Consider the following 22858-nt stretch of genomic DNA (forward strand, 5'->3'; position numbering starts at 1 on the left):
CCAGTGGCCGATCAGCCTGCGAATGTATAGGCCGTCTTCACCGTGGTGTAGAACTCCGCCGCATAGCGGCCCTGCTCGCGCGGGCCATAGCTCGAACCCTTGCGGCCGCCGAAGGGGACATGGAAATCGACACCCGCCGTCGGCAGGTTGACCATCACCATGCCGGCCTCCGAATTGCGCTTGAAGTGGGTGGCATGCTTGAGGCTCGAGGTGCAGATGCCCGAGGTCAAGCCGAAGGGCGTGTCGTTGGCGACGGAAAGCGCCTCGTCATAGTCCTTGACGCGAATGACGCTGGCGACAGGTCCGAAAATCTCCTCGCGCGAACTGCGCATGGCATTGGTGGCCTCAGTCAGCAATGCCGGCTGCAGGTAGAAGCCCGGCGTCTTGCGGTCGAGCCGCTCGCCGCCGAAGGCGAGCGTGGCACCTTCCCTGACGCCGATGGCGATATAGTCCTCATCCTGCTTCAACTGCGTCGCGTCGACGACAGGACCGATCTGGGTCTGCGCGTCGAGTGCATCGCCGATGATCAGTTTGCTCATGCGATCCTTGAGGGCATCGACGAAACGGTCATGGATGGCCTCGGTCACGATCAGCCTGGACGACGCGGTGCAGCGCTGGCCGGTCGAGAAGAAGGCGCCATTGAGCGCGCAATCGACGGCGATCGCGAGGTCGGCATCGTCGAGCACGACCAGCGGGTTCTTGCCGCCCATTTCAAGCTGGAACTTGCGCATGTGCTCGATGCTTGCAGCGGCAACGCGCTTGCCGGTGCCGACCGAGCCGGTGAAGCTGATGGCGTTGACATCGGGACTGTCGAGCATCGCCTGGCCGACGACCGAGCCCTTGCCCATGACGAGATTGAGTACGCCCTTTGGCAGGCCGGCGCGATGCAGGATGTCGACGATGGTCCAGGCGCTCTCGGGAACCAGCTCAGCCGGCTTGAAGACGACGGTGTTGCCGTGTGTCAGCGCCGGGGCGATCTTCCAGGCCGGAATGGCGATCGGAAAATTCCATGGCGTGATGATGCCGACCACGCCGACGGCCTCGCGCGTCATCTCGACGCCGACGCCCGGCCGCACGCTCGGCACGACCTCCCCGGTCAAACGCAATGTTTCGCCGGCAAAGAAATCGAATATCTGGGCGGCGCGAATGGTCTCGCCTATGCCTTCGGCCAGTGTCTTGCCTTCCTCACGCGCCAGATTGCGGCCGATCTCATCCTTGCGCGCCATGATCTCGTCGGCGGTCTTTTTCAGCACCGCGTGGCGCGCCAGCGGACCGGAACGGGACCATCCCGGGAACGCCGCCTTGGCCGCCGCGATCGCCTGTTTGGCCTGCTCGACACCCGCCGAGGCATAGTCGCCGACGATGTCGCCGGTATCCGAGGGGTTGATGTTGCGCGAACCGGCGTCGCCGACCCACTCGCCATCGATGAGGTTCTTTCGAAACAGCGTCATATCGTGTGTTCCTGCTTGTTGGCCGCGCGGGCATCTGTCTGAACTGGTATTTGCCAGACAATTGCCTCGCGGGAAAGCAAACAGTGAACCAGCAGCCGCGACAAAAATCCCCCGCCTGCGCCGCGCGGATGGCGGGGTGACGACAATGCCTCATCGAGCCTCGATGCGGCCTACATCCATGACGCATCGTTCGGCTTGGGCCGATTTACTCTGCACACTCATGTCCATAGCCTTGATTTGCCTGAGGCAGCGTGTCATGCGTCGTGTCGATGGCAGCTCTTGAAACGACGATTCAGCGCGCCGGCGCCACCGGCAACATCAAGGCCACTCGCGAAGACTGGCTGAAGCTTGCGCTTGAAACGTTGATCTCTGACGGTGTCGAACGCGTCCGCGTGCTGACGCTTGGACAGAAGCTCGATGTGTCGCGTTCCAGCTTCTACTGGTATTTCAAGAGCCGGCAGGATCTGCTCGACCAATTGCTGGATTACTGGCGGCAGACCAACACCAAATTCATCGTCGAACGGGCCAGGCGGCCTTCCGCGACCGTCATCCGCGGGGTGATGAGCATTTTCGAATGCTGGGTGGACGAAAGGCTGTTCGATCCGCAGCTGGATTTCGCGATCAGGGCCTGGGCCCGCCGCTCGCCCGCCATTCGGCGCGCGCTCGACGAGGCCGACGAGGAGCGCGTCAACGCCATTCGCGACATGTTCACGCGCCACGGCTATGAGGAAGAGGACGCCTTCGTGCGCGCCCGTGTGCTGTATTTCATGCAGATCGGCTATTACTCGCTTGAGCTCAACGAGCCGATGAGCAGCCGCCTGCCTCACGTCGCCGGTTATCTGCGCAGCTTCACCGGCCAGGAGCCTCCGGCGGAGGATGTCGAGGACTTCTCGCGCTATGTCGAGAAGACGCTTTCACGCAACCGATAGCATGGCCCGCTCGGCCGCCGCGGCCTGGCGATTTCGCTTAGCGCATCGGCCCAATAGCAAGCACGGTTCCTGCCGGCAGCAGCAGAGGCGCCCCTCTGCCGCATCGGCGCAGAGCGGCGTCATGGGCCGTTCATTCCGTCGTCCGCCAAGCTCTAGACACATATGTACAATACCGATAGGGTACACCACACTGACTGGGTGGAGTGCGACAGGATGAAATCCCAATACAGGGCGATCGTCATCGGCGGCGGCGTGGTTGGAGCCTCGGTGCTCTATCACCTGGCGAAGCTCGGCTGGAGCGACGTCGCGCTGATCGAGCGCGAGGTACTGACAGCGGGATCGAGCTGGCATGCGGCCGGCGGATTCCATACGCTGAACGCCGATCCCAACATCGCCGCCCTGCAGGCCTACACGATCGACCTGCTCTCCGAGATCGAGAAGGAATCGGGCCAGAGCATCGGCATGCACATGACCGGCGGCATCTCCGTCGCCTCGGCACCGGAGCGCTGGGAATGGCTGAAGGCCTCCTACCGCATCTTCCAGACCATGGGCATCGACGATGTCCACCTGGTCGGTGTCGATGAGATCAAGCAGCGCTGCCCGATCCTCAACACCGACGGCATGCTGGGTGGGCTTTATGCCGCGCGCGAAGGCCATATCGACCCCTCGGGCGTCGTGCACGCCTATGCAAAGGCGGCCAGGTTGCGCGGCGCCGACATCATCGAGCACAACCGCGTGCTGGCACTCAACCGCCGTGCCGATGGCAGCTGGGATGTCGTCACCGAGAAGGGCACGGTCATCGCCGAGCACGTCGTCAATGCCGGCGGTCTGTGGGCCAAGCAGGTCGGCCGGATGGCCGGCATCGACCTGCCGGTGTCGCCGATGGAGCACCATTACCTCGTCACCGAGGCGCTGCCCGAAATCCAGGCGCTGGACAAGGAATTGCCGCTGATCGTCGATCTCGAAGGCTTCACCTACATGCGCCAAGAGCAGAAAGGCCTGTTGCTCGGCATCTACGAGATCAACCACAAGCACTGGAACATGGACGGGGCGCCGTGGGACTACGGCATCGAGCTGATCCAGGAAGACACTGACCGCATCGCCGACGAGCTGGCGCTCGGGTTCAGCCGTTACCCTTGCCTGGAGAATGCCGGCATCAAGCGCTGGGTGAACGGCGCCTTCACCTTCTCGCCGGACGGCAATCCGCTGGTAGGCCCGGTGCGCGGCGTTCCCAACTACTGGGTGGCGTGCGCCGTCATGGCCGGCTTCCTGCAAGGCGGCGGCGTTGGCAAGTCGCTTGCCGAATGGATGATCCATGGCGAGCCGGAAGCCGATGTCTACGGCATGGACATCGCCCGCTATGGTGACTTCGCCTCCAACCGCGAATACATCAAGCAGACCACTGGCCAGTTCTACTCGCGCCGCTTCGTCATGAGCTATCCCAATGAGCAGCTGCCGGCGGGACGACCCTTGAAGACGGCCGGCGCGCATGACGCCATGGACGCCGCGGGCGCGCGCTGGGGCAATTCCTGGGGCATGGAAGTGCCGCTCTATTTCGCGCCGCAAGGCTTCGTCGAGACGCCGACGCTGAAGCGCTCCAACGCCTTCGACATCGTCGCGCAAGAGTGCCGCAAGGTGCGCGAAGGCGTCGGCCTGCTCGATATATCCGCCTTCTCGCGCTATGAGATCACCGGCCCGCGGGCCGAGGCTTGGCTCGACCGGCTGCTTGCCTGTTCGCTGCCCAAGCCGGGCCGTGCCAAACTCGCGCCGATGCTGGGTGAAAACGGCAAGCTCAAGGGCGACCTCACCGTCTTCAACTGGGGCGATGGCTCCTGGTGGATCATGGGGTCCTATTATCTGCGCCAGTGGCATATGCGCTGGTTCGAACAGCATCTCAGCGACGGCGTCACCGTCCGCGACATTTCGGACGCCGTCGTCGGTTTCTCGCTCGCCGGTCCCAATGCGCGCCTTCTGCTTGAGCGGCTGACACATCAGGATGTCTCGCACGAGGCCTTCGGCTTCCTCGCCTGCAGGACGCTGGATGTCGGACTGGTGCGGGCCAAGGTCGGGCGGTTGTCGGTCATCGGCGAACTTGGTTACGAGATTCATTGCCAGGCCAACGAGCATTCGGCGCTGCGCCGCGTTCTGCTGACGGCAGGCAAGGATCTGGGCGTGGCCGAATATGGCTTCAGCGCGGTCAATTCGCTGCGGCTCGAAAAGAGCTTTGGCATCTGGTCGCGCGAGTTCACGCAGGACTATACGCCTGATGAGACCCGCATGGACCGCTGGATTGCCTTCGACAAGGGCGATTTCATCGGCCGTGAGGCGGCGCTGAAAGAGCAGAAGGCTCCATCCAGGCGCACGCTGGTGACGCTCGAAATCGACGCGGCGGATGCCGATGCCAGCGGCTACGAGCCGGTCTGGAACAAGGGTAAGCTGGCCGGATTCGTCACCTCCGGCGGCTACGGCCATACGGTCGGCAAGAGCCTCGTCATGGCGCTGGTCGAGCGCGAGGCGGCCGATATCGATACTGAGTTGACAACCCACATCGTCGGCGTCGAAAGAGGTGCGCGCGTCATCGCTTCGTCGCCATACGATCCACTGGGCAAGGCGATGCGGGCATGACCGATCGAACCGGCGCCATCCCTGTAAAAGACCATTCGATGATCCACGCTCCTTTCCGAAAATCAGGCCTGTCCGGCACGCCATGACCCGACGCTATTCCGCTCTGTCGCTCTTCAAGGAGGGCTTGGCCGGCCAGACCGGCTGGCAGCCGGCCTGGCGCTCGCCCGAGCCGAAGCCGTCCTACGACGCGATCGTCATCGGCGGCGGCGGCCATGGACTGGCGACCGCCTATTATCTGGCAAAAAACCACAACATCGCCAGGGTGGCGGTGCTGGAAAAGGGCTGGATCGGCGGCGGCAACACCGGCCGCAACACCACCGTGGTGCGCTCCAACTATTATTATCCCGAAAGCGTCGAGCTCTACGGGCTGGCGCACCGGCTCTATGAGGGGCTGGCCAAGGATTTGAACTACAACGTCATGCTGTCGCAGCGCGGCATGGTCAATCTGTGCCACTCGACCGCCGAGATGGAGATCGGCGCGCGCACCGTCAACGCCATGCAGATCAACGGCATCGATGCGGAACTGTTTTCACCTGACGATGTGCGCCGGGTGGCGCCGATCTACAATTTTTCGCCGGACGCACGCTTCCCGGTGTTCGGCGGCATCTGGCAAGGCAGGGCCGGAACGGCGCGCCATGACGCCGTCGCCTGGGGCTATGCGCGGGCCGCGAGCCGGCTCGGTGTCGACATCATCCAGAACTGCGAGATCACCGATTTCATCATCGAGGGCGGCCGCTGCCGCGGCGTCCAGACTTCGCGTGGCGCGATCCGTGCCGAGCGCATCGGCATGGCGGTAGCCGGGCATTCCTCGGTGCTGGCGGCCAAGGCCGGCTTCCGGCTTCCGATCAATTCCTATGCGCTGCAAGCCTGCGTTTCCGAGCCGGTCAAGCCGATCCTCGACACGGTCGTGCTGTCGCCCGGCTGCGGCGTCTATGTCAGCCAGTCGGACAAGGGCGAGATCGTCATCGGTGGCGGGCTCGACCGCGTTCCCTCCTATGCGCAGCGCGGCAACCTGCCGACGTTGGAGACGGTGATTGCCGGCCTGCTGGAGATGTTCCCGATCTTCGGCCAGCTCAAGCTGATGCGGCAATGGGCTGGGATCGTCGACGTGGTGCCGGATTCCTCGCCGATCATCGGCGAATCGCCGCTGCCTGGCCTGTTCCTCAATTGCGGCTGGGGCACGGGCGGCTTCAAGGCCATTCCCGCCGGCGGCACGCTGCTGGCAAACCTGCTGGCATCAGGCAAGCACAACGACATCAGCCGTCCGTTCGACCTTGATCGCTTCGCCAGCGGGCGGCTGATCGACGAAGCGGCCGGCTCCGGCATCGCGCACTAGAGGTTCCTATGCAGCTCTTTCCTTGCCCATTCTGTGGTCCGCGCGACGAAACCGAATTCCACTATGGTGGCGATGCCGGCAACATCAGACCGGATGGCGCCGACGTGCCGATCGATCGCTGGGCAAACTATCTCTATCTGCGCAGCAACCCGAAAGGCGCGGCGCGCGAGATCTGGGTTCACATGAACTGCGGCGAGTTCTTCGTCATGGAACGCGACACGGTCACGCACAAGGTGTTGTCCTCGGCCGCTCTCGACGGGGAGCACGTCGCTTGACCGCCTCGCGCCTTGCCACTGGCGGCAGCGCCATCGACCGCTCGCGCCCGATCCGCTTCAGCTTCGACGGCGCCACCGTGCACGGCTTTGCCGGCGACACCATCGCCTCGGCGCTGCTGGCGGGTGATGTCGCGGTCGTCGGCCGCAGTTTCAAATACCACCGGCCGCGCGGCATCTGGGGCGCGGGTGTGGAAGAGCCGAACGCGCTGGTCGATATCGGCGGCCCGCGGGCGACGCCGAATACCCGCGCCACGACCGAGCCGGCGCGCGACGGGCTGGTGGCGAAGAGCGTCAACGCGACGCCCAATGCGCTGACCGACCGCAACGCCTTCCTCGACCGTTTCGCGCGCTTCATTCCGGCGGCGTTCTACTACAAGACCTTCATGTGGCCGGACTGGCACAGGTTCGAGCCGCGCATCCGCGCCATGGCGGGGCTGGGCACGGTCGATGCGGACTGGACCTCGCCGGGTACGGCCGACCAGATCAACCATCATTGCGACGTGTTGGTGGTGGGCGCGGGACCGGCAGGGCTGGCGGCGGCAAGACTGGCGTCTGGTGCTGGCCTGACCGTCACACTGGTGGACGACCAGCAGAGCCCCGGCGGATCGCTCGGCCACCGTGCCGGTGAGATTGACGGCAAGCCGGCGGCCGTATGGGTCAAGGAGACGATTGACGAGCTTGCCGTTGGCGGTCACCTCATCCTGCCTTCGACCACCGCCTTCGGCATTTACGACCACAATCTGGCCGGGTTGAATCAACGCCATTTCAACGGCCGGCCGGATACGCTGTGGCGGGTCAGGCCGCGCCAGATCGTGCTGGCGGCCGGCGCCATCGAGCGGCCGCTGCCTTTCGCCAACAACGACCTGCCGGGCATCCTGTCGGCGGATGCGGCACTCGCCTATCTGAGGCGCCACGCTGTGCTTGTCGGCCGCCGCATCGTCGTCGCCACCAACAATGACAGCGCCTATGAGGTGGCGGGGGCGCTTGCCGAGGTCGGTGCCGAAGTCAGGCTTGTCGACATCCGGCGCGACGGCATGCCTGCCGCGCCGGCCAATGTCCCGCTGGTCAAAGGGCGTTCTCTCGCTTCCGCCAGCGGCAAGCTGCGCGTCGACGGCGTGACGCTCGACGACGGCACGAGGTTCGATGCCGATTGCGTTCTGGTCTCCGGCGGGTGGACGCCGACCATCCATCTCTTCGGCCAAGCCAGGGGCAAGCTCGCCTGGAGCGAGGCGCGCGCGGCCTTCCTGCCGGGCGATCCGGTCGATGGCATCGCCGTGGTCGGCGCCGCAGCCGGCGCGGTCTCCTTGTCGGATGTGTTTACCGGCGCCGGCCCCGCCTTTGCACCGCTCGGTCAGACGAAGGCTCCCCTACCGCGCAGCACCGGACCGGAGGCGACGGGAGGCATTCTCCCGGCATGGCCGATTCTGGGCTCGAAAGGCCGCATCTGGATCGATTACCAGAACGACGTGACGGTGAAGGACGTCGAACTGGCAGCGCGCGAAAACTTCGTCTCGGTCGAACATCTGAAGCGCTACACCACGCTTGGCATGGCGACCGACCAGGGCAAGACCTCCAACCTGCCTGGCCTGGCGCTGATGGCCGGCATCACCGGCCGCACCGTGCCGGAGGTCGGCACCACCACCTATCGTCCGCCGTTCACCCCGGTGCCGCTGGCAAGCTTTGCCGGCGCGCGCGTCGGTGAATTGATGGCGCCGGTGCGCCGGCTGCCGCTCGAAAACGTCCACCGTTCCAGCGGCGCCGTCTTCCAGGAGTATGGCGGCTGGCTGCGCCCGGCCCACTATGGCGGCTACGCAGATGCGGAGCGTTCGATCGCGGACGAGGCACGGCGCGCCCGTCAATCCGTGGCGCTGTTCGATGGTTCGACGCTCGGCAAGATCGAGGTGATCGGGCCGCAGGCGGCCGCATTCGTGGATTTCCTGTACTACAACACCATGTCGACGCTGAAGCCTGGCCGCTGCCGCTATGGCTTCATGCTGTCGGAGAACGGTGTGGTCTTCGACGACGGCGTTCTGGTGCGGCTGGACGAGCATCGCTTCGTCGTGTCGTGCTCGTCCTCGCATGTCTCAGCCGTGCATGCGCGGCTGGAGGAATGGCGCCAGGACCGTTTTGGCCGCGGCGCCGTCTACATCCACAACGCCACCGCTGAGATGGCGACGCTGACCGTCTCGGGGCCAAACTCTCGAAAACTGCTCGAGACGCTTGGCCTCGGCCTCTCGCTCGACGACGCCGACCTGCCGCATATGGCGATCGGTCATGGCAGCTATGCCGGTGACGAGGTCCGCGTCGCCCGCGTCAGCTTCACCGGTGACAGGAGCTACGAAATTTCTATCCGGGCCGATCGCGCCGAGCCGTTATGGGCGCAACTGCGCCAGGCGGGCCAGGCGTTCGACGCCGTCGTCATCGGCCTCGAAGCGCTGATGATCCTGCGGGCCGAGAAAGGCTTTATCGTCATTGGCAAGGACACTGACGGCACCACGCTGCCGCGTGATCTCGGCGTCGACGGCCCGCGCGTCAAGCGCCAGACCGAGTTCGTAGGCCGCCGCTCGCTGTTCACAGAGGAGGCCTCGTGTGACAACCGCATGCAGCTTGTCGGGCTAGCGGTGCCGCAAGGCGAAGCGCCGCTGCCGACCGGCGCGCATGGCATCAAACGGATCGACGGCAGATTGCGCAGCCAGGGCTTTGTCACCTCGAGCTACCAAAGCCCGACGCTCGGCCGCCCGGTTGCGCTTGGGCTGATCGAGCGCGGCGCGACGCGGCACGGCGAGACGATCGACACCCAGCATCTCGGCAAAATCAGCAAGGCGACGATTACCGCCCCTTGCGCCTTCGACCCGGCAGGAGACCGGCTGCATGCGTGATCTCGCGGAAAAATGGTCCGTTGCGCCGGACTGGCAGAACGCAGTCATCGCTACGCCAGGCCTTGCGATACGAGCAGTCCTCGACCTCAACCAGTTGCTGGTCAGCGGCGACCTCGACGCGTGGGCACGGGCTTCCGGTGTCGACGGAACTGGCGTAGGCGCTTTTGGTCCCGCACAGGGCGACCGCTATGCGGCGCGGCTGGCGCGCGACCGGCTGCTTGTCGTCTCGAACAGCCCGCTTGCCATCGCCATGGGCTGGCACGCGGAAGGGTTCGCGGTGACGGCGATCAGCGCCGGGCTGCAAATGTTCGAAGTCGAGGGCATGGCGCTCGACGCTTTCATCGCGCGCGGGACAACGCTCGATCCCGCGAAGCCAAGTGCCAGTGCAGCGCTTTCCTTCGCCGGCATCAGCGCCGTCGTCTATCGTCATGACGGCAAGCTGCGCATCCATGTCGACCGTGGTCTTGCCGCCTATCTCTGGACATGGATGGAAACGGCGGCCGGCAACATCGCCGCCGGATCAGACGACTAGCCGGCGACACGTCAGAGCGTGAACGACCAGAACAGGCAGGCCAGCGTCGCGGCGGCAAAGATCACGAAGAACAGGCTGCGCAGCAGGACGTTGCGGCGCAGCTCGTTCATGACGAAGTGACAACCGACGATCGCCGCTGCAAACAGGAACCGCCAATTCAGCAATGCCCACACGGCACTGCCCTGGCCGAACGCCCATCTGGCGACCAGACAGCCGAGTATGGTCGCAAACAGCGCGATCACGGTCCAGAAGAGGGCGTCGGCGGCATGGGTCAGGACGATTCCGGCCGCCCTGATCGGCAGGATCATCATCAGCATCGCGCTGAAGAAATAGAGAGCGGCAATCGGGATGAACACGCCCGCGTCGGCAATGCCGTCAAGGCGCCTGACGCCGATCGCGCCATAGGGATAGCCGTGCCTGGCGACAGCCAGGCTCAACGCCATGAGCAAGGCGGTCAGCACGGCGACCAGTGCGAAGGATGTGAGGGCTTTGCTCATGACGTTCCTGTCCCAGACGAATCAGACAGGAACGTTTTTAGCGGGCGGTCGTAAATTGCGCGTAAGCGAGGACGCTGCCCTCGCCTATTCCCAACGCTATCTGATGACAAAGCCTATTCGGCGGCGATCCTGCCGGCCGAGCGGTTGGCCAGCACGAAGCCGACCTCGTCGACCGCCTGCGCCGCACGCTTCAGGATCGCCTCGGAGCGCAGCACGCCGTCGGTGAAATCCTTGTCGGTGGCATAGACGGCGGTGGGTAGCGCGAAAGCCTCGAAGAAGCCGAACAGCGGCCGCAGCTGATGCTCGACGATCAAGGCATGGCGCTCGCCACCTCCGGTCGCGGTCAACACGATGGGCTTTCCTCGCAGCGCTGCCGGATCGATCAGGTCGAAGAAATGCTTGAACAGACCGGTATAGCTACCCTTGTAGGTCGGCGAGCCCACGACGAGCACGTCGGCGGCGAGGATTTGTTCCAGGATAGCGCGCGCCTGGCCGTCGAGATCGCGGGCCCACTTCGCCGTTCCCAGCGACGGACCGAGGTCCTCGACATCATAGGTGCTCGCCGACAGGCCGTGGCTGGCGGCGATGTCCCTGGTGACCAGGTCGACGAAGGCGCGCGTCTTTGACGGCCGGGTGATGTTGCCGGAAAAGCCGACGACTGTTGGATTTGACATGGCAGTGGGCCTCTTGGATGGTCGAAGGTTTGACGTGGCGGGCCGCCCGCCCGCCGGTGGGAATCAGCTCCAGGCGTGCAGCGGCGGATTCTCGCCGTTGAGGAAATATTTGCCGAGGATGGAATATTTCCAGCGCACCGGATCGTGCAGCGTGTGCGTGCGGGCATTGCGCCAATGCCGGTCGAGATTGTGTTCGGCCAGCGTTGAGCGGGTTCCCGCAAGTTCGAACAGCCTGTTGGTTGCGGCAATGGCGATCTCGGTCGACAGGATTTTTGCCTCGGCAGTAACGATCTGGGCATGCGCGACGGTCTCGGCGGTCGGATCGATCAGCGCCCGGTCGATCGCATGACCGGCCTTCTCGAGCAGCGCCTGCGCCGCGTGCAGGCGCAGCGTCAGGTCGCCTATGGCCTGAATGGTGTAAGGATCGTCCCAGGCGTTGTCGACGCCGCTGTCGATCCAGGCGCGGCTTTTGGTCCTGACGAACTCGACGGTCTCGTCGATCGCCGCCTGGGCGATGCCGGTGTCGACCGCCACCTGGATGATCTGGAAGATGGCGCCGTCGGCGGTCGGTCTGTCGTAGCCCTTGTAGCCGGGTACCAGATGGGTCTTCGGCACCTTGACGTTGTCGATGATGACGGTGCCGGACAGGGTCGTGCGCTGGCCAAAGCTCGACCAGTCGTCGATGACCGTCAGCCCGGGTGCGGCACGGTCGGCGATCGCATACCAGGCGCGGCCCTCGTCATCGAGCGCCACGATCGGCACGAGATGGGCAAGCAGCGCGCCGGACGAATAGAATTTCCGGCCGTTGACAACCACATGATCGCCGGCGTCGGTGAAGCGGGTTTCGAAATCGGCGGCGCGCTTGGAACCGAACTCGGAGAAGGCGTTGCCGAACCGCGTGCCCTTCAGCGCTTCGGCGAACAGCAGCTTCTGCTGATCGGCGTCGGACACGGTGCGGATGGCGGCTACAACACCGAGATGGTTCTGGGCGACCTGGCCGATCGAGGAATCCGCGGCCGAGATGATTTCGATCACCTTCGCCAGCGTCGCATAGGAGACCTCCGGCCCGCCGAATGCCTTGGGCACATTGATCGACCACAGGCCGCTTTGCGAAAAGGCATCGAGCTCGGCAACCGGCCAGATCCGCTCGCGGTCGCGCTTGGAGGAGTCCTTGACGAATTCGGCGGCCAACGCGTGGGCAATCGCGATCGCCTCGGCGTCGTCCTTGATGATGTGCGCCGGGGCGGTCGGCCTTGCGACTGGCGGCACGGCGGCGGAAGCCTTGTCGGTTTTGACGGTCGAAACGGTCATTTCACTGCTCCTTGGGATTTCGATTCAGGCAACGGCGTGGAGATGGGCGGGCCTGGTGGCGGGTGATGCCTGTTGCCCGGGGTTCGATTGACCGAGATAGAAGGCCCTGATGTCCTCGCGCTGGCGAAGCTCGGCGGCCGCGCCGGCGAGAACGGAAACGCCGTTCTCCAGCACCGTGGCATGGTCGGCATATCGCAGCGCCACCGCCGAGTTCTGCTCGGCGACCAGAATCGACAGGCCGGTCTCGCGGTTGAGTTTTCTCAAGCTCTGGAAAATGTCCTGGACGATGATTGGCGCCAGCCCCATCGACGGTTCGTCCAGGACCAGCAGCCGCGGCCGCGACATCAGCGCCCGGCCGATCGCCGTCATCTGCTGTTCGCCGCCCGAAGTCAGGCCGGACAATGTCCGGCGCTTTTCCCTGAGCCTCGGGAAATAGCCGTAGATCCGCTCGAGGTCTTGATTGATCTCGGCGCGGCTGCCGCTGCGGCCGATGCCGCCGGCGATCAGATTCTCCTCGACGGTGAGGCTTTTGAAGTAGTGGCGGCCTTCCAGCACCTGAACGAGGCCGGCGCGCACCAGATCGCCCGGTTTGCGGCGCGAGACATCCGTGCCGTCATAGCGAATGGTGCCGGCATTGACCTGACCACGTTCGGCCGGCAGCAGGTTGGAGACGGCCTTCAGCGTCGTGGTCTTGCCGGCGCCATTGGCACCGAGCAATGCCAGTATCTGGCCGCGCCTGAGCTGGAAGCTGACGCCGTGCAACGCTGTGATGGCGTGGTTGTAGGTGGCATGGACCGCGTCCACGGCAAGAATGACGTCATCGTTCGGCATAGGCTGTTCTTTCGCGGTTCGAAAACCGAACAGGTCGGGCGCCACGGAAACCTGGTCCGCGACGCCCGGCACTGACTGATCAGTTGGTGGTCACAGCATTGGCATCGTCGGCGGTACGCAGCTTGATGCCCTTCTCGGTGGCATAAGCCTCGGCGGACTTCTCGATGATCGGCCGCAGCAGCGCCCAGTCCGGCGCGATCCAGTCGGAGACGACGTTCCACTTCTTGCCGTCCCACTGCTGGAAGGTCACGTAGCCTTCGCCTTCGTGATTGTCCCAGCTGACATTGATCGAGTGGAACAGGTCCTTGGCCCCAAGTGCCTCCACCTTGGCCGGATCGAGCTTGAGATGCTCGAAGCCCCAGCGGACCTCGTCACCGGTCAGCGTGCGATGGCCGAACTTCTCTTGCGCGACCCGGATCGCCTCGACATTGAGGATGCCGTTGACGATGCCGAGATTGTGGTAGACCGAGCCGATGCGCGCCTTGTCTCCAAGGTTACCCTTGCCGGCGCCGTAGACCGTCTTCACGATCTCCTGCACCACCGGGTAGGAGTTGCCGGAAGCCTGCGTGGTGATGGCGGTGTAGCCCTTGGCGGCGTCGCCGGCGGGGATCACGTCCTCTTCGGAATTCGACCAGACATTGCCGACGATATGGTCGACGGGGAAGCCGACTTTCACCGCCGTCTTCAGCGCCACCGGGTTCATCACCCCCCAGCCGCGCAGGACGACGAAGTCCGGCTTGGCGCGGCGGATGGTCAGCCATTGCGACTGCTGCTCGTTGCCGGGATGCGGCACCTCGATCTGCTGCACGGTAAAGCCGTATTTCTGCGCCAGCAGCTCATAGATCGGGATGGTCTCCTTGCCGTAGGGCGAGCCGTGATAGAGCACGACGATCTTCTTGCCCTTCAGTCTGTCGATGCCGCCTTCCTTGGAGGCGATGTAGTTCACGATGCCTGATGTCTCGCTGTAGGGATTGAGCAGCAGCGGGAAGACGTAGGGGAAGACACGCCCGTCGGTGGAGTCGGTGCGGCCGTGGTTGACGGTGATCAGCGGCACCTTGTCGGCGGTGATGCGGTCGATCATGGCATAGGCGATTCCGACCGAGAGCGGGTTCCAGGCGGCAGCACCCGCATGGCTCTTCTGCCGCTCGTAGCATTCAACGCCGCGCTCAACCTCGTATTGGGTCTCGCATTCGTCCCAGGTCAGCTTGACGCCGTTGACGCCGCCGTCGCGGATGTTGATGAGGTTGAGATAATCGATGAAGCCGCCGAAGAAGCCGGTGCCGCCGGCAGCGTAAGGTCCGACACGATAGCTTTGCAGCGGGAAATATTGTTCGTCGGCGTGCGCGGCGGGCAAGGCCACCGACACGATCATCGCCACGGACAGCGCCGCCGCCTTGATTGTGCTGAGGAAAGACATGGTTAGGGTACTCCCGGTATGGGCCGCGTTGAGGCCCTTGTTCATTTTCGGATGTGGTTCAATTTCGGGCGCATCAGCTCAGGTCGACTGCCAGGCGAACAGGAGCCGTCTTCGGACCCTGTCCCACAGCGCCACCAGCCCGTCGGGTTCAAGGATCAGAAACAGGATGATGAGCGCGCCCAGCACGATGCGCTGGCTCATGTCGAGCACGCCCGAGTCGAAGAGATCGCCAAGCAGGAAGCCGCCGAGGCGCGACAGAGCGAGTGGAAAGACAACGATGAGGGCAGCGCCGAAAAACGCGCCGCGGATCGAAGCCAGACCACCGATGATGATGATGAACAGGATCTGGAACGACCGGTCGAGATCGAAGCCGTCCGGCTCGACCGTCCTGAGATAGGCGAAGGCCCAGATGACGCCGGCAACGCCGATGATGAAGGACGAGATGGCGAAGGCCAGCAGCTTGGTCTTCAGGACCGGAATGCCGATGATGCGGGCGGCGGTTTCATTGTCGCGGATGGCGATGAAGTTGCGCCCGGTCTGCGACGAGACCAGCCTATAGGCAAGGAAGGTCAGCACCGTGACGATGGTCAGCGCGAACAAATAGCGGCCGATGGCGCCGTCGAGCGCGAAACCTGAAATCGACAGTCTCGGCGCGTCGATGACGCCGGACGCCGAGTTGTTGGAAAACCAGCTGAATTTGGTCAGCGCCCATTGCACGAAAAATTGCGCGGCCAGTGTCGAGACCGCGAGATAGAAACCCTTCAGCCGCAGGCTGGGCAGGCCGAAAACGACGCCTATCGCGGCCGCCACTATGCCGGCCAGGAAGATGCTGCCGATCAGTGGCAGACCTTCGACGCGCAGGTTGAAATTGTAGGCGGCGAAGGCGCCGGCCGCCATGAAGGCGGCACTGCCAAGCGACACCTGGCCGGCATAGCCGGTGAGGATGTTCAAGCCCACGCCGGCGAGGCTGAGCGCCAGGAAAGGCAGCAGGATGGCTTCGAACAGATAGCTCGAGCCGATCAACGGCACGACGCCATAGGCAAAGGCGAGCAACAGCACGGGCGCGAGCCATTTCGGCAGCACCGGCACGGAGGCGAAATCGCCTGTTATCGCGGTCATCGTTCAGATCCTCTCGACGAGCTTCTGGCCGAACAGGCCGGAAGGGCGGATCAGCAGGAAGACGAGCGCGACGACATAGGCGAACCAGCTCTCGATGCCGCCGCCGAAATAGTCGCCGATATAGACCTCGGCGAGCTTCTCGCTGGCGCCGATCAACAGCCCGCCGACGATGGCGCCGAGGATGGAATCGAAACCGCCAAGCACCAGCACGGGCAGCGCCTTCAGCACGACCAGCGACAGCGAGAACTGCACGCCGAGGCGTGCGCCCCAGAGCAGTCCGGCCACCAGGGCTACAAGGCCGGCGGCAGCCCAGACGGTGGCCCAGATCAAGGGCAGCCTGAGGCCGACCGCAAGGGCCGCGAACTGATCGTCGGCGACGGCCCGAAAGGAGAGGCCGATGCGGGTGTAGCGGAAGAACAGCGACAGCAGGAGAACCATGCCGGCGGCAACCACCGCGGCAAAAATGTCGAACTGGCTGATCAGCACGCCGCCGATTTCCAGCGGCACGTCCTCGATACCGAGATCGAGGCCGTGGACCTGCGTGCCCCAGATCAGTTGGGCAGCGCCTTCGATGATGTAGGACAGGCCAAGCGTCGCCATGAACAGGGTGATCGGCGGCTTGTTGGTCAGTGGCCTGAGCACCGTGCGCTCGATGGCGATGCCCATCGCCACCATGATGGCGAAGGTGACCACCAGCGCCAGCGCGAAGGGAATGCCGCGCTCGACAAGGCTGACGAAGGTGAGTGCCGCAAACAGCAGCATCGCCCCTTGCGCGAAATTGAGCACGCCCGAGGTCTTGTAGATGAGCACGAAGCCGATCGCGACAAGCGAATACATGACACCTGAGAGCAGGCCGCCGACGAGCACTTCGATGAAGAATTGGTAGTCGAAATCGGCGATCATATGCCTGCCCCGTCCTCATTGTCCGAGGCGACGCCGAGATAGGCATCGATGACGCGCTGGTCGTTCCTGACTTCATCGGGCGTGGCGTCGGCGATCTTGCGGCCGTAGTCGAGAACGGCGATGCGATCGGACAGACCCATGACGACGCCGACATCGTGCTCGATCAACACCACGGTGGTGCCGAAACGATCGCGCGCGGCACGGACGAAAGCCGCCATCTCGCTCTTTTCGCTCGCTGTCATGCCGGCCATCGGTTCGTCGAGCAAAAGCAGGCGCGGCTCGGCGACCAGCGCGCGGGCCAGTTCGACACGCTTCTGCAGCCCGTAAGGCAAGGTGCCGACAAGACGGTCGCGAATGGCGGTGAGATGGAGGAATTCGAGGATCTGTTCGGCACGGCTGCGTGAATCGCGCTGTTCGCCACGCGAGCGGCCGATGCCGAGCACCTGGCCGGCAAAGTTGGAGCGGACCTTGTAGGCAAGGCCAGAGGCGACATTGTCGAGGACGCTGAGGCCCTTGAACAGCGCAAGGTTCTGGAAGGTTCTGGCGACGCCGAGATGGGCCAGCCGCTGCGTCGGGACCTGGGCATAGGAGGTACCGTCGAGATGGACATGGCCACGATCCGGTCGGTAGACGCCGCTGATGACGTTGATCAGCGAGCTCTTGCCGGCGCCGTTCGGTCCGATGATGGCGCGGATCTCGCCTGACAGAACCGACAGGTCGATATCGGCCAGTGCGACGACGCCGCCGAACGACAAGCTGATGCCCTGAAGCGCGAGCAAGGGAGAGGCGGCATCGGCAATGGACCCCGCCGGCTTGGCGGCATATTCGAACGACTGCTCCGGCCGCTGGTCTGACGGCAAGCCGCGTGCAAAGACTTCCGGCGCATAGACCGAAGCGTCCATCACTCCGAGCGTATAATTGGGCAACGGCATTCCAATCGTCCTCGATTAGGCGCGCAAAATCCTATTGCCGCCCGACGGATCAGCGCGCCGGGCAAGCTTCATGTGTGCAGGCCGGCGCGTGTCCGGCGTGCCTATGGGGTGACTACTCCGCCGCCAGCGACGCCGCCGCCTCGGCGTCTTCCAGTTCGCGAACGAGCGGGATGACATGCTTGCCGAAATACTCGACCTCTTCCTGGAAGTGCAGGAAACCGAGCAGGATGAGATCCGCACCCGCGCGCTTCAGGTCGACGACGCGCTCGGCGACTTGCCTCGGTGTGCCGATCAGGTTCGAGCGGAAGCCGTCATTGTACTGAATTAGATCGTCGAAGGACGATTTCGCCCAATTGCCCTCGCCTTCCGGCGAGGCCTTGCCGGCATTCTTGACCTCGTGGCCAAATGCGTTGACCGCCTCGGGATTGGCTTTGGCGATGATTTCGGCGAGCACTGCCCTCGCCTCGTCCTCGGTCTCGCGAACGACGGCGAAAGCGTTGACGCCGACCTTGACGGAATGGTTGTTGGCCTTCGCCTTGGCCCTGAGGTCGTCGACCTGCTTGGCGATTTCGGCCGGCGTGTTGCCGTTGGTGAAGTACCAGTCCGAAACCCGCGATGCCATGTCGCGCGCGGCCCGCGACGAACCGCCCTGGAAGATTTCGGGCAGCGGCTGCGGCGGCTTCGGCTTCAGCGAATATTCGTTGAAACGGTAGAAATCGCCACGGAAGGTGAAGCTGTCTTCAGTCCAGATTCCGCGCAGCGCACGGATGAATTCCTCCGAGCGGCGATAGCGCTCGTCATGATCGAGCCAATGCTCGCCGATGGCATGGAACTCGCCACGGAACCAGCCGGAGACGAGGTTGATCGCGACACGGCCGTTGGTGAGATAGCTGATGGTGGCGATCTGCTTGGCCGCCAGCGCCGGGTTCCATGGTCCGGGCAGGATCGCCGCGATGACCTTGAGCGTGGTGGTCGCCGCCAGCAGATCATGGCTGAACGCCACCGATTCATGCTGTTCGTCGGCGCCGTAGCCGGCGGTGAAACGGATCTGGCTGAGCGCGTAATCGAAGCCGGACTTCTCGGCGATCTGCGCCAGCTTGCGGTTATACTCGGCCGAATGGTTGGTGCGCTGCTCGATGTTGGAAATCACCAGGCCGCCCGAAACATTCGGCACCCAGTAGGCAAACTTGATCGCGTCGGTCTCTGCGTGTGCCATGAACTGTCTCCCATTCAGGCCGTGTCATTGATCGATCCAGCCGTAGCCGGACTTCGCCAATATTTATTATGTTTATAGAATCTATATACAAAGAAGGATTTTCCGTTTTTGGGGCACTCTTGGGACGGAAATACCAATTTTAGCTGCCGAACCCGGCCCGCAGGTATCAGCTCACGAATGGGCGGTGCGCGGCATGGGCGCCGACCGCCTGCGCTGACGGCAGCGTAACCAGCAGCTTGGCGATTTCCACCGCGACCGTCTGGGCATGGCGGGCGACTTCCGGCAGACCCATGAGCTCGCCGAAAGTCCCTCGTGCCAGCGGGCCGGCGACCAGGAGTGTCGCGACTGCCGCGCCGTCCCGGCCGATCGCGCGGCTGTCGAGACCTGTCTCGATGCCAAGCCCATGTTGGTCCGTCCTGATCAAGCCGGCTTCCGCCAGCGAGCTTAGCGCCGGGCTCTGCTGCAGCGCCCGCCCATGGGCCGGACCAGTGGTGTTGATGACGGCAGCGAAGCGCGCCGTCTCGATCCGGGTCTGCCCGCGCCGTTGAAAGCTGACAGCCAGGCTGCCGTCCTCATCGTTCGACGCGACAAGCCTGGCGGCAATGGTGTCGACTGTGCCGGCGGCATGACGCCGGTCGAGCACGGCGGCGACCTGCGGCGCGATCCTGAAACGATGCACGTCCCAGAACACGCGCAACTGGCGGACCAGCCTTGCCCGCTCCGGCGGGGCAAGTGCGGCCCACAGCACCGGGCCCTGCAGGCGTAGCTGGTCGAAGACCGACTGCCAGTTGACATTGGCCGCTCTCGCAGCTGTCAGCGTCGCGCGAATGGCCCTGAGCAGGCCGAGCGCCGTCGTCGCCGGCGCGGATGCAAAATCGCCAAAAGGCTCGCCCCTGACATCGGGGTGTCCGCGCGAGCGTAAGCCGCGGCGCGACAGCGTGAGAATACGGCCACGATGGCCACGACGGTCGAGTTCGGCGACCATGTCGGCAGATGTCAGCCCGGAGCCGACGATCAGCACCGACGCCTCCGGCCCGATCCCTGAAAGCGCGGCGGAAGCGTACGGATCGGCGACGAAACCCGGTGCTTCCGACAGATGGATCAGCGCCGCTGGAATTGCAGGCTGCGGATGCGTTGCTGCCAGGACGACGATATCGGCAGCGACCAACCCACTGGACGTATGCACGGTCCAGCCCGCGCCACTGGCATCGCGCGTCACGCGTGTGGCGGAACCTTCGACATGATGGACAACGCCGGAACCGAGATGCGGCGCCAGATGCTCGGCAACATAGCGGCCGAACACGCGCCGGCGCGGAAAAGCGTCGCCGTTCGTCCAGATGGCATCCGGGTCGTGTTCGAGTTCTCCACTGCCAGTCAACCAGCGTGCAAAATGCTGCGGGTCGTCGGGAGCCATGCTCATCCTGACCGCAGGGACATTGACCCGATGAGACGGTTCCTCGCTGGAGTAGGCGAGGCCGCCGCCAAGCAAGGGTCGCGGCTCGATCACGGAAATGGAAATGCGGTCCGGCCGATGCAGTTGCGCCAGGTGCCACGCCACCGCGGCACCGGAAAAGCCGCCGCCAATGATGGCGACGCGCAACCGCGAGGACGCAGGAAGCAAGTTCACGAGGCGCTGGCGAGCGACTTCGGCCGGTGGTCGCCGGCGATGGTTTCGCCGAACGGACCGGTGTTGACGGAAGAGCCGGCTGCCTTGACCGGATGGTCGGTCGGCAGTTTCGGCAGCACCAGTTCGCCGAAGCGATAGGCTTCTTCGAGATGCGGATAGCCGGAAAGGATGAAGGTATCGATGCCGAGGCGCCGGTACTCGTCGATGCGCTCGGCGATCGTGTCGGGATCGCCGACAAGTGCGGTCCCTGCGCCGCCGCGCACCAGGCCGACGCCGGCCCACAGATTGGGCGCGATCTCGAGCTTGGCGCGATTGCCGCCATGCAGTGCGCTCATCCGTGCCTGGCCGACCGAATCCATGCGGGCAAAGACCTTCTGCGCCGAGGCGATCGTCGCATCGTCGAGCCGGCTGATCAGCCTGTCGGCGGCGGCCCAGGCCTCCTCGGTGGTTTCGCGGGCGATGACATGCAGCCTAATGCCGAAGGAGAGATCGCGGCCGGCCTTCTGCGCCAGTTCACGCATGCCGTCCAGCTTGCGCTCGACATCGGCTGGCGGCTCTCCCCAGGTCAGGTATTTGTCGATCTCCTGCGCCGCCACCACGGACCCAGCGTCGGACGACCCGCCGAAATAGAGCGGCGGATAGGGCGTCTGAACCGGCGGAAACAGCAGCCTTCCATCCTCGATGCGGAAATGCTTGCCCTGATGCTCGACCGTCTCGCCGCTCAGCACCCGCTTGTAGATGCGAAGAAATTCCTGCGTCACCTCGTAGCGCTCGGCATGCGACAGGAAAATGCCGTCGCCCTTGTTCTCCAGCGGATCGCCGCCGGTGACGACGTTGATCAGCAGGCGGCCATTGGAGATGCGATCCAGCGTCGCAGTCATGCGCGCGGCCAGCGTCGGCGACTGCAAACCGGGCCGCACGGCGACAAGGAAACGCAAGCGTTCGGTCATCGGTACGAGCGCCGATGCGATCACCCAGGAATCCTCGCACGAGCGGCCGGTCGGCAACAGCACGCCATAGTAGCCGAGCGTGTCGGCCGCCTTCGCCACTTGCGTCAGATACGGCAGATCGACCGACCTGCCGCCCTCGGCCGTGCCGAGATAGCGGCTGTCGCCATGCGTCGGCAGAAACCAGAGCACCTTGATGCGGTCTGGCACGACCCGGCTCATGGCCTTTCTCCCGCTGCCTGCCGAAGGTGGCCGGATATGCCTGCTTTGGTGGGTGGCTGATGCGAAAGAGTGGGCATGGCGTGGTCCTGTCCGGGTGGAAACCAGATCGCCAGTGCAGATTGCTTATTCCACAAACTCTGTAGAGTTAGTTTATTCCAAATCCGCTGACGGAATTAGAAATTCTCTCCATCCGCCCAAATCCGAATTCACTGGCTGCCACGCCTTCCCTCGGGCGGCCAGGTCCCTCCCCCGGCGGCTGGCCTGTTGTCCTCGGCATCGGATTCCGGAAGCCATGGGCGAGTTGCACGCCCGAGCCGCCCCTCGTATTAGAGGCTTTCTGATTTTCATTCTAAACTGACCATTTCCGGCGACTTAAGCCACGGATTTCCCATGGACCTGGATCCTTCGGCGCTCAATAGGGCTCTTCCGCTCCGCGATCAGATCTATCATCAGATTCGCAACCTGATCGTCGTCGGACAGATGAGGCCCGGGGAAGTGATCAACGAGGTAGCCATCGCGGAAGCGCTCGGTGTTTCGCGTACCCCAGTGCGCGAAGCGGTCAAGCGCATCAGCGACGAGGGTCTGGTCAACATCCTGGCGCAGACCGGCATTTATGTCGCGCCGATCAGCCGGGCCGACCTGGAAGAAGCCTACGTCATCCGCCGGGCCCTGGAGATGGAAAGCGCCCGACGCGCGGCCGCCAAATTCTCACCGGCAGCCGGCGAATTGCTGGAAGACAATATGGCGGCGCACCGGCTTGCCATATCGCAGGGCAGATATGCCACCGCGATACAACTCGACGATGTCTTTCACCGCACCATCGCCGAAATCTGCGGCCTGCCGATGATCTGGAGAGCCGTAGACATCTCCAAGGCGCAGATGGATCGCGGCCGCCACCTCGTCATTCCGAAGCCCGGCTATGGCGAACAGACGATCGAGCAGCATGAAGCCATCTTCGAGGCTTTGAGGCATCACGACGCCGAAGGCGCCGCGCAAGCGATGGAACGCCATCTCGAGACGTCGTTGCGCAACACGCTGGAAGTCGCAGCCGACCTTCTCGGCTGAAGCCGCCAGGGTCCGCCGCCATGGTCGCATGGCCGATCTCAAGGAGCTTCACCACGGCCTCGACATTGTC

At 64.2% G+C, this 22858-nt stretch carries 19 protein-coding genes; 7 read left to right on the forward strand and 12 right to left on the reverse strand.

Features of this window, described 5'->3' with window-relative positions; genetic code table 11:
• Positions 1 to 11: 11 nt before the first annotated feature.
• Positions 12 to 1451 carry an aldehyde dehydrogenase family protein gene (locus tag MESCI2_RS0130590; RefSeq protein ID WP_027039796.1) on the reverse strand — a complete coding sequence of 480 codons (1440 nt, stop codon included), beginning with the start codon at positions 1449 to 1451 and terminating at the stop codon, positions 12 to 14.
• A 269-nt stretch (positions 1452 to 1720) separates the two neighbouring features.
• On the opposite strand from MESCI2_RS0130590, the gene MESCI2_RS0130595 reads away from it, so the two are divergent.
• From MESCI2_RS0130595 to MESCI2_RS0130620, 6 genes are all read left to right on the forward strand, one after another.
• Positions 1721 to 2380: a TetR/AcrR family transcriptional regulator gene (locus MESCI2_RS0130595; RefSeq protein ID WP_032901429.1), complete on the forward strand. Its 660-nt coding sequence runs from the start codon at positions 1721 to 1723 to the stop codon at positions 2378 to 2380.
• A gap of 213 nt (positions 2381 to 2593) precedes the next feature.
• A complete protein-coding gene (locus tag MESCI2_RS0130600; protein WP_027039798.1) occupies positions 2594 to 5005 on the forward strand; it encodes a GcvT family protein in 2412 nt (803 codons plus the stop codon).
• Positions 5006 to 5087: 82 nt separating this feature from the next.
• Positions 5088 to 6341 (forward strand): sarcosine oxidase subunit beta, encoded by a 1254-nt coding sequence (locus MESCI2_RS0130605; protein WP_027039799.1) that lies wholly within the window; start codon positions 5088 to 5090, stop codon positions 6339 to 6341.
• An 8-nt stretch (positions 6342 to 6349) separates the two neighbouring features.
• The gene (locus MESCI2_RS0130610; RefSeq protein WP_027039800.1) at positions 6350 to 6616 is read left to right on the forward strand and encodes a sarcosine oxidase subunit delta; all 267 of its coding nucleotides are present in this window, start codon (positions 6350 to 6352) and stop codon (positions 6614 to 6616) included.
• A complete protein-coding gene (locus MESCI2_RS0130615; RefSeq protein ID WP_027039801.1) occupies positions 6613 to 9495 on the forward strand; it encodes a sarcosine oxidase subunit alpha family protein in 2883 nt (960 codons plus the stop codon). Before MESCI2_RS0130610 ends, MESCI2_RS0130615 begins: the two co-directional genes overlap by 4 nt.
• Positions 9488 to 10027, forward strand: coding sequence for a hypothetical protein (locus MESCI2_RS0130620; RefSeq protein WP_027039802.1), 540 nt, complete (start codon positions 9488 to 9490; stop codon positions 10025 to 10027). Before MESCI2_RS0130615 ends, MESCI2_RS0130620 begins: the two co-directional genes overlap by 8 nt.
• 11 nt (positions 10028 to 10038) lie before the next feature.
• On the opposite strand, the gene MESCI2_RS0130625 is transcribed toward MESCI2_RS0130620, so the two are convergent.
• From MESCI2_RS0130625 to ssuD, 11 genes are all read right to left on the reverse strand, one after another.
• Positions 10039 to 10524, reverse strand: a complete 486-nt coding sequence (locus MESCI2_RS0130625) for a hypothetical protein (RefSeq protein WP_027039803.1) — start codon at positions 10522 to 10524, stop codon at positions 10039 to 10041.
• Positions 10525 to 10637: 113 nt separating this feature from the next.
• Positions 10638 to 11198 carry an FMN reductase gene (gene msuE, locus MESCI2_RS0130630; protein ID WP_027039804.1) on the reverse strand — a complete coding sequence of 187 codons (561 nt, stop codon included), beginning with the start codon at positions 11196 to 11198 and terminating at the stop codon, positions 10638 to 10640.
• A 63-nt stretch (positions 11199 to 11261) separates the two neighbouring features.
• Entirely contained in the window at positions 11262 to 12509 is a 1248-nt protein-coding gene (locus MESCI2_RS0130635) for an SfnB family sulfur acquisition oxidoreductase (RefSeq protein WP_027039805.1), read from the reverse strand.
• 24 nt (positions 12510 to 12533) lie between these two features.
• A complete protein-coding gene (locus tag MESCI2_RS0130640; protein ID WP_027039806.1) occupies positions 12534 to 13340 on the reverse strand; it encodes an ABC transporter ATP-binding protein in 807 nt (268 codons plus the stop codon).
• A 79-nt stretch (positions 13341 to 13419) separates the two neighbouring features.
• Complete coding sequence (locus tag MESCI2_RS0130645; protein ID WP_027039807.1) at positions 13420 to 14757, reverse strand: ABC transporter substrate-binding protein; 1338 nt, start codon at positions 14755 to 14757, stop codon at positions 13420 to 13422.
• Positions 14758 to 14835: 78 nt separating this feature from the next.
• A complete protein-coding gene (locus MESCI2_RS0130650) occupies positions 14836 to 15876 on the reverse strand; it encodes a branched-chain amino acid ABC transporter permease (RefSeq protein WP_027039808.1) in 1041 nt (346 codons plus the stop codon).
• A 3-nt stretch (positions 15877 to 15879) separates the two neighbouring features.
• Positions 15880 to 16779, reverse strand: coding sequence for a branched-chain amino acid ABC transporter permease (locus MESCI2_RS0130655; RefSeq protein WP_032901430.1), 900 nt, complete (start codon positions 16777 to 16779; stop codon positions 15880 to 15882).
• Positions 16776 to 17711 (reverse strand): ABC transporter ATP-binding protein, encoded by a 936-nt coding sequence (locus tag MESCI2_RS0130660; RefSeq protein WP_027039810.1) that lies wholly within the window; start codon positions 17709 to 17711, stop codon positions 16776 to 16778. Before MESCI2_RS0130660 ends, MESCI2_RS0130655 begins: the two co-directional genes overlap by 4 nt.
• 112 nt (positions 17712 to 17823) lie before the next feature.
• Complete coding sequence (gene sfnG / locus MESCI2_RS0130665; protein ID WP_027039811.1) at positions 17824 to 18927, reverse strand: dimethylsulfone monooxygenase SfnG; 1104 nt, start codon at positions 18925 to 18927, stop codon at positions 17824 to 17826.
• 166 nt (positions 18928 to 19093) lie between these two features.
• Positions 19094 to 20554 carry an FAD/NAD(P)-binding protein gene (locus MESCI2_RS0130670; RefSeq protein WP_032901431.1) on the reverse strand — a complete coding sequence of 487 codons (1461 nt, stop codon included), beginning with the start codon at positions 20552 to 20554 and terminating at the stop codon, positions 19094 to 19096.
• Positions 20551 to 21723 carry an FMNH2-dependent alkanesulfonate monooxygenase gene (gene ssuD, locus MESCI2_RS0130675; protein ID WP_027039813.1) on the reverse strand — a complete coding sequence of 391 codons (1173 nt, stop codon included), beginning with the start codon at positions 21721 to 21723 and terminating at the stop codon, positions 20551 to 20553. The genes MESCI2_RS0130670 and ssuD overlap by 4 nt, the downstream gene beginning before the upstream one ends.
• Before the next feature lie 390 nt (positions 21724 to 22113).
• Here ssuD and MESCI2_RS0130680 point away from each other — a divergent pair, with 390 nt between their 5' ends.
• Positions 22114 to 22788, forward strand: coding sequence for a GntR family transcriptional regulator (locus tag MESCI2_RS0130680; RefSeq protein WP_027039814.1), 675 nt, complete (start codon positions 22114 to 22116; stop codon positions 22786 to 22788).
• Positions 22789 to 22858 lie beyond the last annotated feature (70 nt).

It is taken from the genome of Mesorhizobium ciceri WSM4083 (genome assembly GCF_000519305.1).
In the GTDB taxonomy this organism is placed as follows: domain Bacteria; phylum Pseudomonadota; class Alphaproteobacteria; order Rhizobiales; family Rhizobiaceae; genus Mesorhizobium; species Mesorhizobium ciceri_B.